Below are 16,593 nucleotides of genomic sequence, written 5' to 3' on the forward strand. Positions count from 1 at the left end.
CCGTTGTCCCGAAGCGTCTGTACTGTCCGTGGGCAGATGTTGAGCGTCTGACACACGTCCTGCGTGTCGAGCCACTTGTTCATGGTCTTGTCCTCACTGCGCTCACGGATTCTGTCCATGCGCTTCACGAAGTTCTCCAACTGGGCATCAAGATAGTTGAATGCCTCTTCCTCGAATACGATGAATCCCATACTTTTCTTTTTTCTAAGTTAATACTATGTTATATGTCGCAAAGCTCCACGCATATGCTGTGCTCCACGTTTGTGAGTGCAAAGATAAGGCACGGCAATCTAAAAACAAGCGTTTTCAATTTCTGTGGCAGTATGTTGCCGGGGTTTGCCGACTTCAACGCCAAAAACAACAAGAAAAACTTGCACGACTGCAACGAATACATGAACAATGATGAGTTGAGAAATACGTTGAAGTTCTCACAACTATCTCGGTATGCAAATAAGCAAGCCACAACTAAATTGCCACGTTACACCCAATCAGTTGCATGGCTGCACTCAGTACACTTACTTTGCACCCGACAATCGGTCAATGGTGCTAACCGTGACCACTATACTAACAAATAAAACAGCATAAGCTATGGCAAGAACAAAAGATGCAGTCTTGGCTCCTGAGCAAAAGGAACTGATGGAAAAAGAGTATTTGGATTTTGTTAACCCATCTACGTATGGCAACAAAGCCAATCCAAGTAGTTGTAATTCTCTCTATGATGATGTAGAGAACCCAGAGTTGAGATCAATTGTAGAGAAAGTTGCTGCAACAACTCCCTATAGAGAGGAAACATCAACGAACGAGGCTCAATCGCCACCGAATCCGCAGAAGCGCATCAGCGGCAAGCAGCGCAAGGCGACATTGGAGGAGTATCAGCAGACCTTCCTCCAGGTTCCAAGGATTGACGACCGCAAGCCAGTCTTCGTCAGTTCCGATGTACGAGACCGTCTTGATCGTGTCGTCCGCATCCTCGGAGGGAGACGCATGAGCGTATCGGGCATCATCGAGAACATCGTGCGCCACCACCTAAGCCTTTATGAAGAGGACTTCGAGGCTTGGCGCAAATTGTGAGAATTAAGGTCTGCGACCTTGGACGTGGATAGCTGAAAGGCAGTAGTTCCAACTAACGTGTTCTGAGAGGGAGCGAGGTTATGTTTTGGGAATCCCAAAACGCCTCGCTCCACCATGAGGGCGGAGGAATTTTGCTCCCGACGGTCGCAGAAAGTGAGTGTACCAACTGTAAACAGTGTACAGAATGACAAGCATACAGGAATATAGTTACCAAATAGTAGCACTATACAATGCAACAGAATACAGCTAAAATCCACCCAAAATTAGCATTTTCAAACATTTTATATTAAACTGTGTTAAAAGATGCGCAACGTTTTGATAAAAATATTATTTTTGTAGTTTTATAGCAATAAGAACAATTCAATATTAATTTAACAGGGTAGGATCCTAAAACATCAAGTATGGAAGAAAGACATTTTTCTACATTAGTATCCTTATTGGGAGAAGATGTCCTGTCTGACGATTGTTTGGTAGTCGTGACAGGTGGTAATGATGACAAAAATCAGAATCAGAATCAGCAATTTGAAAAGGGAGAGAATTTACCTTGCATACTTAACAAGAAATATGGTAAGGAGAATTATATTATAGAAGATTTTTACAACTTTTTAATAGAAAGTAATAATGAGAAATAGTTTTTGTATATTTTTTCTTCTTTGGGTTACTTTGGATGTTTTTAGTGGGGAAAAATGTCTTTTCACAATAGACTCTGATTTTATAGTAACCGATACAATATCAAAGAGCTTGTCTGATACATCTAGAATCTTTAGCTTGTCAGATGTCGTTGTGAAAGGTTCAAATATCATAACAAAATCAGACCGCTTAATATTAATTCCAACTTCTAATATGCAGAAGGCATCATCATCTGCATGGGATTTGCTGAGCAAAATAAAACTGCCAGGAGTAATCGTTGACCGCCAGAACAAGAATGCAACAACTATTGATGGAAGTAATATACTTTTTAAAATCAACAACATTGATGCCACTATTGCAGATTTTTTGACGATAATCCCAAGCGATGTAAAAAAGATAGAGCTTTTTGATAAATTAGGAGCACGATATAATGACAGCAACATTAGTGCAATCATTAACATTGTAACCAAAAGGCATACTTCTGGTGGACAATTTGGACTCTATGAAGATGCAGCTCTAACAACAATGTCGCTATATAATAGTGCTTATGTCAAATTTAACAAGGCAAACAGTTTGTTTAGCCTAAGCTATAATAGCAAGTACCGAGATTATTCCAATTCATACACAGATACGTATCTAGAAAATGAAGATGTTGAAATATCCAGAAAGGGCATCGAATCGCCATATGGATACTTTCTTCAAAATATAGATGCTGCATATAATTATTATAAGAATAACTTTACATTTAATATAAAATTCAACTATAGTACAAACCGAAACACCAATCAAAATTGCTCACAGGAGATATTTGATAAGAAAAGTTTGATAGGAAATTCATTTAGGTCACCAAAAGACAAAAGTCATTCACCTGCAATAGACTTGTTTTCTGAATATAAAATTTCCTCCAAACAGTCATTGCTCTTTAATATGGTAGGAAAAATATTACAGACAAACTATGATTATTCATATACTGAAAATGTAAACGAAAATAATTCCCATTTTGAGTATGGGGTAGAAGGAAAGCGTAAGTCTCTTATAACAGAAATCATGCATACTTATTCTTTAAAAAATCTTTCATGGGATTCTGGTTTAAGATACAAATATTCAGACACTCACAATTTATATAGTTATGATATTATAAATGATTTTGATTCAAAAGACCAAAATTTATATGCTTATACCCAATTCTCGGGGAATGTTAAAAATATCTACTACATGGGAGGAATAGGTATAAATTGGGTTAGTTTCAAGGAAGGTGGCAATTCTTTTTACAAAGTATTATATCGTCCTTTAGGCAGAATTAAGTATATGCCTTTAGACAATTTTAGTATGTCTTATCAATTTTCAATGCAACCAACAATACCAAGCTTGTCAACATTAAGTGGAATTACAAAAAGTTTGAATAGATATGAATTCGAAACAGGCAATTCTGCCTTGCATCCTTATGACAACATAAAACATAAATTATCTTTATCTTGGAATCCTAACAGATGGTATATTTCACTAAACTACAATATCGAAAGTGCAAAAAATCTTTTTGCGCCTGGTATTTATTGTCAAAATGGGAAATTAGGTTATCAACATATAAATTTTGATTCAAAAACTGTTAGTAAAATAGATTTTTACACAAGCTTTGACATCATAAAGGATATGTTGTTCATTGATGGTTATATTTCATACAACTATTATAAATTTAGAATAGAAGACGAAACTTTCTCTTTAACAGACTATACATATGGTGGGAAGATAGTGTTCTACCTGAAAAACTTTTCTGCAAATATATCTTTCAATCATAATCCAAAGGAATTATTTGGAATGAAAAGTTTTTACGGAGAATCCACAGGTAGCGTTGATTGTTCCTATAAATACAAAAGAATGACTTTCTCACTTGGAATATGGAATCCGTTTAAAAAATATGTTCAGAGTTCTGGTTTCGAGTATGCTAGAAATGATTTATATAAAACTGAGCATTTCAGAATAAAAGACAATGCTAATATGATAACCCTAGGTGTTGCCTATGACATAAATTGGGGTAAATCTTATAAGGCAAGAAATAAAAGATTAAATAATTCGGACAACATAGATGGTATCGTAAAATAAAAATAATGAAAAAATTTCCACTTTTCATACAACATGATTCTATGCAATGTGGCATAGCTTGTTTGTGTATGATATGTAAGTTTTTCGGTCGTAGCATTTCCATAGAAACTATGGCAAACTTATGTCATGCTAATAAAGAGGGAGTGTCTTTAATGGGATTAAGTGAGTCTGCTACGATTCTTGGTTTTCATGCTATAGCTGCAAGAACCAGTATCAATAAGTTACAAATTGTTCCTCTTCCTTGCATTTTGCATTGGAATCAAAATCATTTTGTCGTTTTATAAAGAACAACAAATACTATATTGCTGACCCAGGAAAAGGTTTGATAACTTATACTCTTGATGAATTCAAGAAACATTGGCTAAGCACAAATACCAATGGTGAAGATAAGGGCATCGCTATGTTCTTGGAAACTACACCTGCCTTTTTTGCTTACAAGATGCAGAATGAAGAGAGCATAAAAGAAAAGCGGTCTTTTCGTTTTCTCTTGGGGTATGTGAAGAAATATCGTAAGTATTTTGGGCAAATTATACTAGGTTTGGTTGTTGGAAGCCTTTTACAGTTAGTCTTGCCATTTCTCACCCAATCTATTGTTGATGTTGGCATCAAAAACCAAGACATTGGTTTTGTTTGGCTTATATTGTTGGGACAGCTAATGCTAACAATTAGCCGAACTGCTATTGACTTTATCCGTAGATGGTTATTGCTTCATATCTCCTTGCGCATTAACATTTCACTATTGAGTGACTTCTTCATTAAATTACTGAAGCTTCCAATGTCTTTCTTTGACACAAAGCTTATGGGAGATTTGATGCAAAGAATGAGTGACCATAGTCGTGTGAATAAATTTCTCACACAGCAGACACTCAACATAACATTTGCGATGTTCACTTTTGTTGTGTTTTCTGTGGTGCTGTTTTTATACGATAAATTTGTGTTTGCTATCTTCTTGCTTGGAAGTGTTCTCTATGGCGCATGGATGACTCTATTCTTAAGACGGAGGAAAGTACTAGATTATGAGTTATTTGAACAGCAAGCCATCAACAACAACAAAACTTATGAGTTCATCACCTCTATGCAAGAAATCAAATTGCAGGATTGTGAGCAACGCAGAAGATGGGAATGGGAAGATACACAAGCTGATTTGTTTGGAGTACAGATGAAATCGCTCAAACTCCAACAAATGCAAGAAGCTGGGTGCATATTCATCAATGAAACAAAAAATACCATCATTACAGTTATAGCTGCAACAGCGGTAATTCACGGAGACATGACCCTTGGCATGATGCTTGCCATACAGTATATTATTGGTCAATTAAATACACCTGTAGATCAATTGATGAACTTCTTTTATTCCCTGCAAGATGTGAAGATTAGCTTGGAACGTATCAACGAGATTCACCAGATGGATGATGAGAATGGAAAGGAAGGCTTGCTGACTTCTATTGAAGATAAGAATGAGGGCATTGACATCAAGAACATCATATTCAAGTACGACCCACATGCTTTGCGCAAGACCATAGATGATGTGCGCATTCACATTCCGCACGGTAAGGTAACAGCCATCGTTGGCGCATCTGGCAGTGGAAAGACCACCCTCATCCGCTTAATGCTAGGTTATTATTCTGTCTTGGAGGGACAAATCAACATTGGCAATACCAACATTAACAAGCTCAACAAGAAATGGTGGCGCAGACAATGTGGCGTAGTGATGCAGGATGGCGTTATCTTCTCGGAGAGTATAGCACGAAACATTGCCGTTGACGATGCGATATAGACAAGGAACGGTTGTTGAAAGCAGCCGAGATAGCTTGTATCAAGGAGTATGTAATGGCTTTGCCTCTGAAGTTCAATACCAAGATTGGACGTGATGGCGTGGGACTAAGCCAAGGACAGAAACAGCGTATCTTGATTGCAAGGGCGGTTTACAAGAATCCTGACTATATATTCCTTGACGAGGCTACAAACTCGCTCGATGCCAATAATGAGAGAAGCATCGTGGAGAACTTGGATAAGTTCTATAAGGGCAAGACCGTTGTGATTGTGGCTCATCGCCTAAGCACGGTGAAGAATGCCGACCAAATCGTGGTCATCGACCATGGAAAGGTGGTTGAGATAGGCAACCATGAGTCTTTGACCGCCAAGCGAGGGGCATATTATAACCTTGTGAAGAATCAGTTGGAATTGGGAAACTAAAATGCTTTTGATATGGAACAGAATGAAAAAGAATCAGATAATATCGAGTTGAGAAGCGAGAAGGTGAGGAACGTGATAGGCAAAGTTCCTCCTCGCCTCGTCAGCTTGGGAACGGTTGTCATTACGATAATAGTCCTCGCCCTCGCAGTTGCTTTCTACAAGATACCTTATCCTATATCCATAGAGGCTAATGGTGAGGTCATCAATCAAAGAACAGTGCAAGTGTTTGTGCCATACAAGTATTTGTATCTTTTCGATGAGCCAAGGACGGCTCATGTATCTTTCGAGGGCAACGATAATGCATCTTATAACTGCGACATCACAAGCCATAAAGCCAGGCTCATACATAGGGAAGATGGTAACTATTTTATGGCTATAGCCACTGTGAGTACACAGGGACAAAAGTCCCCTGTGTTGCAAAAGTACATGAAAGCCGATGTCAGAATCATCGTCAGCAACAAAACGTTATGGCAGCAGGTATTCGGATAAGCTATATCCGAATACTGCTGTTTGTTTTTGGATACATATTGTTGGTAAGCATCAGATTTAACTCAAAAAGTTCTAAATTCCGTAAATTTCTCCTTGCTAGTTATGGGATATTTAGAAAATTGTCGTATCTTTGTCCCCGAATTGAGGCGTTCTTTGCATATTGCAAAATACAGAAACGAGCAGAAGTCCGCTCGTTTCCATATTGTTACCTATATAATATAGGCAAACGCCCAACTTCTTGATTTTCAATCAAAGCCCAATTTAGAGTGAGTTAGATTCGTTAACAAAGAGGGCAAGGAGTTAACAGGTTAACAGTTAACAGCTGTTTTTTGCATCCTCCCCCTCCTGCGTACCTTATTATATTTAAATATATATATACTTATTATTATATGTGAGCGGGGAGTAGTATGCATTTTCGGGCTGTTAACTGTTAACCTGTTAACCCCCATCAGGAAAACCACCCCCTTCAAGTTCTCCTTCTTGAGCTAGTCGGGAGCCATCAATGATGACTGGCAGGAGGCTTAAATGATGACCGGCGTGAGCCATCAATGATGACAGGAAAGTCTATAAAAGACTACGTATATCCCTCTTTCCAATCGTATTATTAGCAAAAACAAATGAAATATCGCATGACACAGAAAGTTTTATACATGACTTATAAGGTAATCGACCTGCCGGTATTGACCTTCGTGGCTCGCCAGAAGGATGAGGTTTGGAATCATCCTTTCGTCTGCGTATATGAACCAAGTTCTGATACAGAACCGGGCGAAATTGCATCGGTAGATTACTTTACCCCAAGTGAGCAGGGTGCCGTGGGCATCATCGTGAAACTGAAGAATGGAACCGAGCAGCGCATCGTCTGCTCGGAGAATGGAAAAGTTAGCCTTTCTAATTAATTTTACAAGGCAATCCCTATAGCAATGGTTTATTATCGCTATAGGGATTGTTTTTGTTGTATAGCTAAGCCATTATAAAGGCGATTTCATCTCGTGAGCAAGGGAATACTTATGATAGAGTTGCTGGTCGATGCTCTCTATTGATTAGCCCCTAATTGCTGGAGATTGTTGATGAAAGTATTGACACTTACCGCTCCTTCTATGGGGGAATTCTCAAATACCATAAAATAGTAGAATTTAGCTCCTGCCAACTTAGACCATGTATCTCCACAAACCAACTTGTTCTTGCTATCAGAACCATCAAGATAATTGCCCTTGGTCTCTAACATGACTGTGATGCCATTGTTGAGAATAATGATAAAATCAGGATAAGCATTGATAAAACCATTGATGCAGAAACCTTTCCCTCTTTCTTGATTGCGATGCCAGCATTTTACGCAGTCAAGGCTGATTACCTGCTCAATGACTGTTCTCTCAAACCCATTGAAGCCTTCTTCCTCTTGATACATTTTCTTCTCAATGGCTGGTGCCTTGTCTTTGCTCAATATAATATCGTTAGGGAGATGTTCTGTGGGTTGCAAAGAGATTTGCCCGGAGCGTATCTTGCCCTCGAATTGTCTCTTAGCATAGGATATTTTGAGAGCCTTGACTTTGCTCTTGAACGACTGCACGGTCTCATTCAAGTTCTTTCCTAACATTTGGAGGTGCGACAAGTCGTAATCTTGAAGCACGTTTGTAATGTAGGTATGCAATTCGCCGTCAGATATGCTGTTGTCTTGTGTTATATCGTCTCTGATGGACTTAGACAACTGAACGATAATGCTATTCTTGTCTTGGATGTTGCCATAGAAGTTTTCTAATTCGAAGGCCTCTTTCTCCTTGACTGTAAAAGCAGTGATGTCATTCTCGTTGTTCTTGTCAATGTCAATCCTTCTGATGTTGGAAGTGTTATAGTTGAATTCGATGTGACGGTCTTCTGCCAAGAGATTGAAGCCTTCGAGCAATACTTCTGGAGTAACGAGAATCTTGGTGCTGCTTGTACCGAATATCCCATAGTCTTTTTCGGTATTGACATAGAACTTGGGCAATAAGATACTCTCTGCTAAATCTTCGTAGCTTTTTCTGATAGGGTATATGTTTGTCTTTTGCATGATTTCTTCGCTTATTCCACTATTGGTGGATTCCTTCACTTGCCGTTCGTAAGTTCGGCTCATTTCCTCCGCCTGTTTCATGAGCGAAATGGTGGCGGAGTCTTCTTGTATCGCTTTTTGTTGTGAGGTAGAAGGCATGATGATGTCTTCTGCTTTAAAGTTCCATTCGGATTGCTCTTCTTGGGCGGTCTCGCCATTCTTGGGATCGTTAACACTGCCAAGTTTTAGAGCTTCGTCGTTTCTGAAGTTTAGCATAGGTTCATTTGGAGTATCCGTCTTGTTTATCGTCGTGTCGTTTGCGATATAGTCACGACGGCTGTACCCCGACATTCTCAGGCATTCCACCACATTGTCGATGGTGGTGTGGAAATTGGTGGATGATGTGAGTACATACGACATGTTGAGCAAGGCACTGCCATGCTGTCTCGTGTAAGGCTGGCGCAAGATACGGCCTAATATTTGTTCCACGTCAATCTTGGAAGAGCGATTGGCTACCGATGCCAAGATGTAGGCGAACGGACAATCCCATCCTTCTTTCAAGGCGTTGACTGTGATGATGTATCTCACAGGACATTCTCGGCTCATCAAGTCGATGCCTTTCAACTCATTTTGATTGGCTGTCTTTATCTTGATTTCCTCATTTGGGATTCCTGCTTTCACGAGTTTAGCCTTGATGTTGGAGAAGGTTACGCTGTCTTCGTCATTCTTGGGTTGTGCTTGGAAAAGGACGATAGGACGAATATAGTCGCCGCCATTCGTCTCTTCGCTCTTGGCTTTGTCTTCCAAGTTCTTTCTGAGGGCTATGGCGCTATTGATTACATCTATATGATTCTGGTAGTTGCTCACCATGACAGGGAGTTTGACCATGTTTTCTCTTTTCAGGCTTGCTGGGTCAACAAAACTGATGATGTTGCTCTTGTTGCGTGGAGTGGCTGTCAGGTTGAGCACGAAGCAAGGGTTGATGTTGGTAAGCGTATCGATGCGTAGGTCACCCTCGAAGTTATGGCTCTCGTCGATAATCGTGACGGGATTGAGATGGGCGATGACTTGAATGAGTGAGGTCTCGTCGGCACCTTCGATATGTTTCTCGTTAGGAGAGTAGGTCTTGGCAAACTCGGCAAGATTCTCATTCTCGTTATACACTAATCGCTTGTCTGTGGCTTTCGTGGCAAATGATTGGATGCTCAATACGAAAATACTCAGTTGCTCTTTTATGATAGTTGGGTTGAAGTTTTGACCGAATAGAAGGGCTTGCTTGTCATACACTTCAACTCTTCCATTGAAGAGCGTATCAATTCTTTGACGATAAGGATGTTGTGGATTCTTTAGATTCTCGTATGTCTGTTTGAGTATTGTGTCTGATGGTACAAACCATGCTACGACTTTAGTCCTATTCACAGGCATTGCGTCGAAGATAGTGCGTATGGCATTGCAGGCGATAAAAGTCTTACCTCCTGCGGTAGGTACTTTTATCGTCATGTTTGGAGCTCCATTCATGGTGTCGCAATAGGGATGAAAGGTCTCTTCACCTTGTTGGAGGGTAATGCCATTTTGCTTCCAGTAGGTGGAGAAAGCCTTATGGTTGCTTCCTTGCTCCTTTAGGATAGCTATGTATTGGGCAAGGTCGTTGAGGACTGCTTGCTGATATTGTTTCAATTCCATAATCTAAAATCGTTTGATGTCACGTGGTATCTTCTTGAACTTGATGTGATGCTCAGTCATGAACTTCTCATCGAGCAAACAACGGTCGGCGTAGATGATGTACATCTCGTGCTTGTTTTTTACGATGTTTGCCAATGTGTCGAAGCTTAGTGTTGTTGCCTTGTCTGTTTGATAATAGAAGTAATAGCCTGCTCGGTTGTACTCGTCGAGTAGGAATTCTTCGTCCTTGTCATGTTGGCGTAAGAGAGGCTGCTTGGTCTCGGCATAGTATATGTATTCTCTTATCTTTTCTATGCCGACCTCCTCGTTCAAGTTGCCATCTTCGTTGAAGAGTGGGGCACCTAATTCGTAATAGTCGAATGCACCGCCTAAGCCTTCCATTTTGTCATCATATATTTTCGTGCCGATTACTTTCAGGCAGTTGTCTGCAATCTTTGGCTTGCTAATCTTGGTATATTCGTTGACCTTTTCAATAGAGATGCTTTCGGCTTCTTTCAAAAACTCTTCGGCATTGAGGATGTTCTTGGCTGTCAGTTTCTTGCAGTAAATTTCCTCTTCTTTCTTGCCCTTGAAGAGATAGCCTGAAATGGCACGGCGAATACGTTCGGCAGCAACCGTTTCGGCATAGTCCATGATGTCAATCATGATAAACTTGCGTTGGCTTTCAGGCTTCTGTTGGTTCTCCATCAATACAGCATGACCTGTAGTCCCGCTTCCTGCAAAGCAATCGAGAATGATGCTGTCTTCTTCCGTCGCTATGTCAATGATGCGCTTCAACAAGCGGGTGGGCTTGGGTGTTTCGAATGGGCATTTGCCTTCGAAGATGGTTTTGATTTCTTTCTTGGCTTCATCGGTGTGGCCGACTTCTGAGTAGGGCCAAAAGTTTGTGGCAAGTTTGCCCTCAACCTTTGTAAGGTATGTTTTACGTGCGATGCCTCCCAAGCCTCCTTTCGTGAAGTAGAACTTAGGCCATTGCCCTCTCTCATATACGGCTTTAGCCTTGGCTTGTGATATTTCTAAAGGTTCTTTTAGCATGATAGCCTTGATGCCTTCCCTAACCTCAGTTGGCGAGACACCACAAATCTCGGCTCTGCGGTCCGCATCGTTGATGTCGCGCAGTTCGTATTCGCACCAACCGTTCATGTGATTAAGCATGTCTGTTTGTTGGTAACGCCAACATGAAGCATTGTATGGATATAAAAGTTCACCAGTAAATGGATGCTGGATGGCGTAAACCATCGTTTGGTGAGTCCTTGCGTTAGGGGCGCAAGGATTGTCGCTTCTCCATAATGCAAAATCATTGTCTGGATTCTTGTATTTGGAATCCATTTCCTCGGTGCGTTCGAGCTTGTATGGTGTCCAGTTTGGGTTCTTACCATACACGTATAAATGTTCCGTTTCGGTAGGTAATCCCTTCTTGTCGTTTCTTGGCGAATAGGTCTTTTGCCATGCAATATTAGCCACAAAGCAAGTTACTCCAAAAATCTCATCGCAGATCTTGCGTAGTTGTGCATCCTCAGCATCACCAATAGATATAAAGATTGCACCATCCTCACTCAAAAGTTTCTTCATCAATACGAGACGAGGATACATCATGCAGAGCCACTTGTCGTGTCGGCTCAAGTCTTCTCCTTCTTTGCCCACTACTTCTCCAAGCCATTTCTTGATATGAGGGTCGTTTACATTGTCGTTATAAACCCAATTTTCGTTACCTGTGTTATAAGGAGGGTCTATATAGATGCATTTGATTCTTCCCTCATACATGGGCATAAGAGATTTGAGTGCCAACAGATTATCTCCATGGATAATCATGTTGCCACTATGGGTTGGTTCTGTTGTCTGCCCTTTTTCGGCAGAATAACCGTATTGATGTTCCAATACATGATAGGGCACATCATTATGATGCCCCACCACTTTGTCTTTTCCTATCCAATTAAGTGTTGGCATTATATCTATAGTTTATGGGAGTGAGGAGTAAGGACTTTAACAGGCACTTTCTTCATGCTTGGAAAAGCAGAAATAGGCATCGTTATAGAACGACCGTCTTGCAGGGTAACTTCAAACTTACCTCTCTTTTGGAACGATACAGCCTTGATTTTAGGCTTCACATTCCAATAACCTTCATTCTGATACATGTTCTTACTTTTTTATTTTTATTATTCTTATAGTTTTACCTTCCTTGAATTGCTTCCATTGGTAAAGGAGTTCCTTCGTAAGTACGACTGCTCGATGTTGAAGATGACTTCTCTGTTACGTGATTTCATCTTGTAAGACGCCTTATTATGAACCCACTGCAAAAATACAAACTTTTTTCTAAACTCTCGCATAAATGAGGGAAATATTTTCATTTATCATTCGTTTTAAGTAATAAGTCCATTTGGTGCGTATTATCCATATAAGCGATAGACGCACCCAATAGTGTCGCTTTTTAGTCCCTAGTATCGATTGAGCCTCGTCCCTAGTATCGATTGAGCCTCGTCCCTATTAGGGATCTTTTAGAATGATGAACGGAATCATAATTGAAATGAAGAAAGAAATGGTATCCCATAGGTGAGATAAGGTTCGCCACATCCGTCGCCATTCTTTGTTCGATAAAGAGGGTGTGTCATAGTCCATGACGCACCCTCTTTAATATCTCAATAGTTCGTTAATATTTCGTTCATGTGTTGCTTCTATATTGTTATCTCTTTTTTACAGTCTCTATCTTGCAACTATGTTTCTTGGAATGTTTATCGTAGTTAATACCTACAAGGATTACATCGCCAACATAATGCATCAAAGGTTTCACGTAATTCTGCCGCTTGATTTGACTGATTGCAGTTTCCGCCTTCTCATTCCATTTCAATTCCAGAACAACAGCAGGAACATCTACATTTCTATGAGGCAATAGTACTATGTCGGCAAAACCTTTGCCCGTTGGCAATTCACGAATTATCTCATAGCGATTTCTCGCTGTATAAAATGCCAAGGACAGCACACAAGCCAAGGAATTTTCATCGTTATACTTCAATATGCTGGTATTCTGTTCATGTATTTCCGCTACACATGAAGCCACCTCTTCCTCATCGCCATGAAGCAAATGAACCATTAAATCCTCCGAGTGTTCCAAAGCACTCGTCACCTCTCGCCAACTTGTGTCGGCAATGGCCGTTTCAAATTCCTGGCGTACTTCATAGTTTGGAATGCTAGCGCATTTGGTTTCATTGTTATATGAGAGATAGCCCAAATGGCAAAGAAGGGTGAGCACGTCATCTTTACAATCCACTTTGTGCATATCATTGCTAAAACGCAACGCATTCACCCGTACAGGAACATCATTGAGAGCACTGATGATATCATCCTTCAAACCTTCAAAGTTCATCGTGATATAACGTTTCAAACTTTCAAAAGTATTAGTACTAGTCCAAAAACTCTCATACGATTTGCGCTTCAAGGCACGCATCACAGCATACGGATTGTACATAGCTTTCTCTGCGCCCAACTCATATCCGTCATACCATCGTTTCATCTTATAGGCATCCATTCCCACTTCGGTACACAACTGCTCTACTTCATTTTCCGTAAAGCCGAAATAAGGTGCAAGTTGAGCAGGACTCAGCATTGTATATTCATCGAAATTATTCAGTGCTGATTGTGTATTATAGCGTTTGATAGGCAGAATGCCAGTCATGTATGAGCATGCAAATACATATTCTGACATGCTTCCTTTGAAAAGACGGCGCAAAAGGTTGACATATTCGTCCATTTGCTTTTCCTGTCCCTCACGACAAAGCGCATCCCATTCATCTATTAAGCACACAAACTTCTCTCCTGTCTGATTTACGATACTTACAAGCAAATCCATCAAATCGTCATTAGGCTTCATCACAACACCCTTGTACAACTCCAGTAATTCCTCGCAAATATCACGTTTGATATGCTCTACCAACTGTTCATCATTGCCATATTTGGTCACAAAATCCGTCATGTCTAAATAGAGTACAGGATAGCGATTGAGATGTTTCTCGAAATCCTCGTCTTTGCTAATGGCAAGTCCTTGAAACAAGTTCTGGGAATCGCATGACTTATCATAGTATGCATTGAGCATTTTTACGGCTACCGACTTGCCAAACCTTCGGGCACGAGTAACACAGAGAAAGCGATTCTCTGTCATCATCGCAGAGTTCACTTCCGCTATCAGCAAACTCTTATCCACAAACTTTGAGTTGCGTAGCGATGCAAAACCATCATTTCCCTTATTAAGATAATTCATATATTGCTGCCATTTTTATATTTGTGGCAAAGTTACGAAAAATAACGAGACTAACAAAGAAAATGCTTGAAAAAGAGGATTGTTCTCTGTCTTTTTCTTCTCATCGCAATAAGTAATCTTCTTTTTCGATTCGTATTTTCTGTTACCTTTTATATAAAACAGCAAGGGCTGCCAGTACATCCTGGCAGCCCTAATACGTTAGTATGTTATGAAAAATTTGAGAGAATTGAAACTTCACAGTTTCAGAATTGTTTTACTAAACATGATTTTTTATATAGAGAAAGCATAGAAATAACTACTTCAATATCGTAGGGGAAGCAGTGGTGGTGCTTATCTGGTCGATGCCCGTGCGCTGCATGGAGTCAACCGAAGCAGAATCGCCCATGGCTACGGAAACGCCCTTGCCACTCTTGGTGTATCCTACGTTTTCAATCTGGTTATCGACATCGTTCTGGAATGGAACCTGGGCAGCGTTGCCCAAGGTCAGGACGATAGCTACTACGGCAGCAGCCTTGAAGAGAGGCTTCAGACGCTCTGTCAATGAAACGACCTTCGCCTTGTTAGGCTCCTTGGTGTATTCATCTTCAATCATCGCCATCATCTTCTGATCGAAGTCATCACCCAGTGTCTCTTGCTTAGCCTCGCCCATCTCGTAAGAGAAGAGCGCCTGATATGGCTTCAGCTCGGCAGGCAACTCGTCCTGGCTGAAGAATGCACGGAGAATCTCCTCTTCTTCGAGAGAAGTCTCGGCCTTCCAATAGCGGTCCAAAAGTTGGTTGATGTACTTATAATCCATAACTGTCGAATTGTTGAAATCTTTGTTTAACTGTTTGTCGAGCCCTGAAGATGTTCACCTTGACCTGGTCTTCGGTGATGCTGAGGATGTCTGCTATTTCCTTATAGGATTTTCCTTCGATATCTCGAAGTTGCAGACAGCTGCGCTGCTTCTCGGGCAACTCATTAATGATGTTCCTTACGATGTTCAGTTTGTCTTTCTGAATCATTCGTTCGGAAGGAGTGGATGATGTCTCGTCGAGCCTTTCCGTGGTCTGCTCTTCCAGCGAATCATTCTGATTATCCATCTTCTTGATGCGGTCGAGCGAGAGGTTGCGGGCGATGGTGAGGCTGTAGGCCTCGATGGAGTCAAGCTCCTGCCATCTGTCGCGGGCATTCCAGACTTTAATCATAGTATCCTGCACAACGTCCTCCGCTTCCTCCCGGTTGAGAGTAATGCGAAGTGCCAGCCTGAAGAGTTTATTCTTCAGTGGCAAAACATCGTTTTGGAAACTGATTTTTTTCATCCCTCTATAATTAATGACGACTTACCTGTAAGAAAGTTACAGGCAACTCTGAATTATTTCTATTTTTAACACTTAATAACGGTTCCGTGCTTTCCGTCAATAGCGGTAGCAAGGGTGATAATCACCTCTTTCACGCCTGCATCGATGGCTGCGAGAGCATTCTCCAGTTTTGGAATCATGCCGCCTGCCACGGTACCGTCTGCTTTATATCTCTCAAAATCGGCATGGGTAATCACTGGAATCACGCTGTCGTCATCCTCAGAATTGCTGAGCACGCCTTTCTTTTCAAAACTATATATCAATGTCACGCCGTAGTAAGGAGCCAGAGCCTTGGCTGTCTCGCTTGCGATGGTGTCGGCATTGGTATTGAGGATATTGCCCTTTCCGTCGTGGGTCAGCGGAGCCATCACTGGGGTGATGCCTTCGTTGATCAGGGTCTGGAGCATCTTGCCGTTGGCACGCTCTACATCGCCTACGAATCCGAAGTCAATGCCGTCCTTCAATGGGCGCTTATGACTATGGATTACGTCCATGTCGGCACCTGTCAGACCGAGGGCATTCACGCCGTTAGCCTGAAGCTTGGCAACCAGGTTCTTGTTTACCAAACCGCCATAAACCATGGTAACCACCTCCAGCATGTCTGCATCTGTGATGCGACGGCCGTTTACCATCTTGCTCTCAATGCCAAGGGCTGCGGCTACCTTGGTGGCACGGCGTCCACCGCCATGTACCAATACTTTCTTGCCAGGAATGGCTGCGAAATCCTTCAAGAGCTGTGCCAGCTGTTCGCTGTCTTCAACGATGGCACCGCCTACCTTTACTACTGTTACTTTTTCCATCTTATC

At 41.2% G+C, this 16,593-nt stretch carries 12 protein-coding genes and 2 pseudogenes; 6 read left to right on the forward strand and 8 right to left on the reverse strand.

Going from position 1 to position 16,593, the window contains the following annotated elements:
* A pseudogene (locus CFT61_RS12805) lies at positions 1-191 on the reverse strand (helix-turn-helix domain-containing protein); the annotation flags it as partial.
* Between the two features lie 397 nt (positions 192-588).
* Between CFT61_RS12805 and CFT61_RS12815 the strand changes: the two are divergent.
* From CFT61_RS12815 to CFT61_RS12840, 6 genes and pseudogenes are all read left to right on the forward strand, one after another.
* Positions 589-1,071: a DUF3408 domain-containing protein gene (locus tag CFT61_RS12815; protein WP_089544814.1), complete on the forward strand. Its 483-nt coding sequence runs from the start codon at positions 589-591 to the stop codon at positions 1,069-1,071.
* A gap of 401 nt (positions 1,072-1,472) precedes the next feature.
* On the forward strand, positions 1,473-1,703 hold the full coding sequence (locus CFT61_RS12820; protein ID WP_089544815.1) for a hypothetical protein: 231 nt from the start codon (positions 1,473-1,475) through the stop codon (positions 1,701-1,703).
* Entirely contained in the window at positions 1,693-3,801 is a 2,109-nt protein-coding gene (locus CFT61_RS12825; RefSeq protein WP_089544816.1) for a hypothetical protein, read from the forward strand. The genes CFT61_RS12820 and CFT61_RS12825 overlap by 11 nt, the downstream gene beginning before the upstream one ends.
* Before the next feature lie 5 nt (positions 3,802-3,806).
* A pseudogene (locus tag CFT61_RS12830) lies at positions 3,807-5,997 on the forward strand (peptidase domain-containing ABC transporter).
* 12 nt (positions 5,998-6,009) lie between these two features.
* Positions 6,010-6,486: a hypothetical protein gene (locus tag CFT61_RS17335; RefSeq protein WP_233522190.1), complete on the forward strand. Its 477-nt coding sequence runs from the start codon at positions 6,010-6,012 to the stop codon at positions 6,484-6,486.
* A gap of 629 nt (positions 6,487-7,115) precedes the next feature.
* Positions 7,116-7,382: a hypothetical protein gene (locus CFT61_RS12840; protein WP_142990639.1), complete on the forward strand. Its 267-nt coding sequence runs from the start codon at positions 7,116-7,118 to the stop codon at positions 7,380-7,382.
* A 137-nt stretch (positions 7,383-7,519) separates the two neighbouring features.
* Here the strand turns inward: CFT61_RS12840 and CFT61_RS12845 are convergent, their stop codons facing one another.
* From CFT61_RS12845 to argB, 7 genes are all read right to left on the reverse strand, one after another.
* Positions 7,520-10,195, reverse strand: coding sequence for a DEAD/DEAH box helicase (locus CFT61_RS12845; protein WP_089544818.1), 2,676 nt, complete (start codon positions 10,193-10,195; stop codon positions 7,520-7,522).
* Positions 10,196-10,198: 3 nt separating this feature from the next.
* Positions 10,199-12,142: a site-specific DNA-methyltransferase gene (locus CFT61_RS12850; RefSeq protein WP_089544819.1), complete on the reverse strand. Its 1,944-nt coding sequence runs from the start codon at positions 12,140-12,142 to the stop codon at positions 10,199-10,201.
* Between the two features lie 5 nt (positions 12,143-12,147).
* The gene (locus tag CFT61_RS12855) at positions 12,148-12,330 is read right to left on the reverse strand and encodes a hypothetical protein (RefSeq protein ID WP_089544820.1); all 183 of its coding nucleotides are present in this window, start codon (positions 12,328-12,330) and stop codon (positions 12,148-12,150) included.
* 545 nt (positions 12,331-12,875) lie between these two features.
* Positions 12,876-14,447: an AAA family ATPase gene (locus CFT61_RS12860; RefSeq protein ID WP_089544821.1), complete on the reverse strand. Its 1,572-nt coding sequence runs from the start codon at positions 14,445-14,447 to the stop codon at positions 12,876-12,878.
* 295 nt (positions 14,448-14,742) lie between these two features.
* Positions 14,743-15,243 carry a pyruvate ferredoxin oxidoreductase gene (locus tag CFT61_RS12870; RefSeq protein ID WP_089544823.1) on the reverse strand — a complete coding sequence of 167 codons (501 nt, stop codon included), beginning with the start codon at positions 15,241-15,243 and terminating at the stop codon, positions 14,743-14,745.
* The gene (locus CFT61_RS12875; RefSeq protein WP_089544824.1) at positions 15,233-15,748 is read right to left on the reverse strand and encodes an RNA polymerase sigma factor; all 516 of its coding nucleotides are present in this window, start codon (positions 15,746-15,748) and stop codon (positions 15,233-15,235) included. The genes CFT61_RS12870 and CFT61_RS12875 overlap by 11 nt, the downstream gene beginning before the upstream one ends.
* Before the next feature lie 65 nt (positions 15,749-15,813).
* Entirely contained in the window at positions 15,814-16,587 is a 774-nt protein-coding gene (argB, locus tag CFT61_RS12880; RefSeq protein ID WP_089544825.1) for an acetylglutamate kinase, read from the reverse strand.
* Between the last annotated feature and the right edge of the window lie 6 nt (positions 16,588-16,593).

It is taken from the genome of Segatella copri, from assembly GCF_002224675.1.
In the GTDB taxonomy this organism is placed as follows: Bacteria; Bacteroidota; Bacteroidia; order Bacteroidales; family Bacteroidaceae; genus Prevotella; species Prevotella copri_U.

Coding starts and splice junctions, on each gene's coding strand:
- CFT61_RS12815 (WP_089544814.1), top strand. CDS start 589: ATGGCAAGAACAAAAGATGCAGTCTTGGCTCCTGAGCAAAAGGAACTG.
- CFT61_RS12820 (WP_089544815.1), top strand. CDS start 1,473: ATGGAAGAAAGACATTTTTCTACATTAGTATCCTTATTGGGAGAAGAT.
- CFT61_RS12825 (WP_089544816.1), top strand. CDS start 1,693: ATGAGAAATAGTTTTTGTATATTTTTTCTTCTTTGGGTTACTTTGGAT.
- CFT61_RS17335 (WP_233522190.1), top strand. CDS start 6,010: ATGGAACAGAATGAAAAAGAATCAGATAATATCGAGTTGAGAAGCGAG.
- CFT61_RS12840 (WP_142990639.1), top strand. CDS start 7,116: ATGACACAGAAAGTTTTATACATGACTTATAAGGTAATCGACCTGCCG.
- CFT61_RS12845 (WP_089544818.1), bottom strand. CDS start 10,195: ATGGAATTGAAACAATATCAGCAAGCAGTCCTCAACGACCTTGCCCAA.
- CFT61_RS12850 (WP_089544819.1), bottom strand. CDS start 12,142: ATGCCAACACTTAATTGGATAGGAAAAGACAAAGTGGTGGGGCATCAT.
- CFT61_RS12855 (WP_089544820.1), bottom strand. CDS start 12,330: ATGTATCAGAATGAAGGTTATTGGAATGTGAAGCCTAAAATCAAGGCT.
- CFT61_RS12860 (WP_089544821.1), bottom strand. CDS start 14,447: ATGAATTATCTTAATAAGGGAAATGATGGTTTTGCATCGCTACGCAAC.
- CFT61_RS12870 (WP_089544823.1), bottom strand. CDS start 15,243: ATGGATTATAAGTACATCAACCAACTTTTGGACCGCTATTGGAAGGCC.
- CFT61_RS12875 (WP_089544824.1), bottom strand. CDS start 15,748: ATGAAAAAAATCAGTTTCCAAAACGATGTTTTGCCACTGAAGAATAAA.
- argB (WP_089544825.1), bottom strand. CDS start 16,587: ATGGAAAAAGTAACAGTAGTAAAGGTAGGCGGTGCCATCGTTGAAGAC.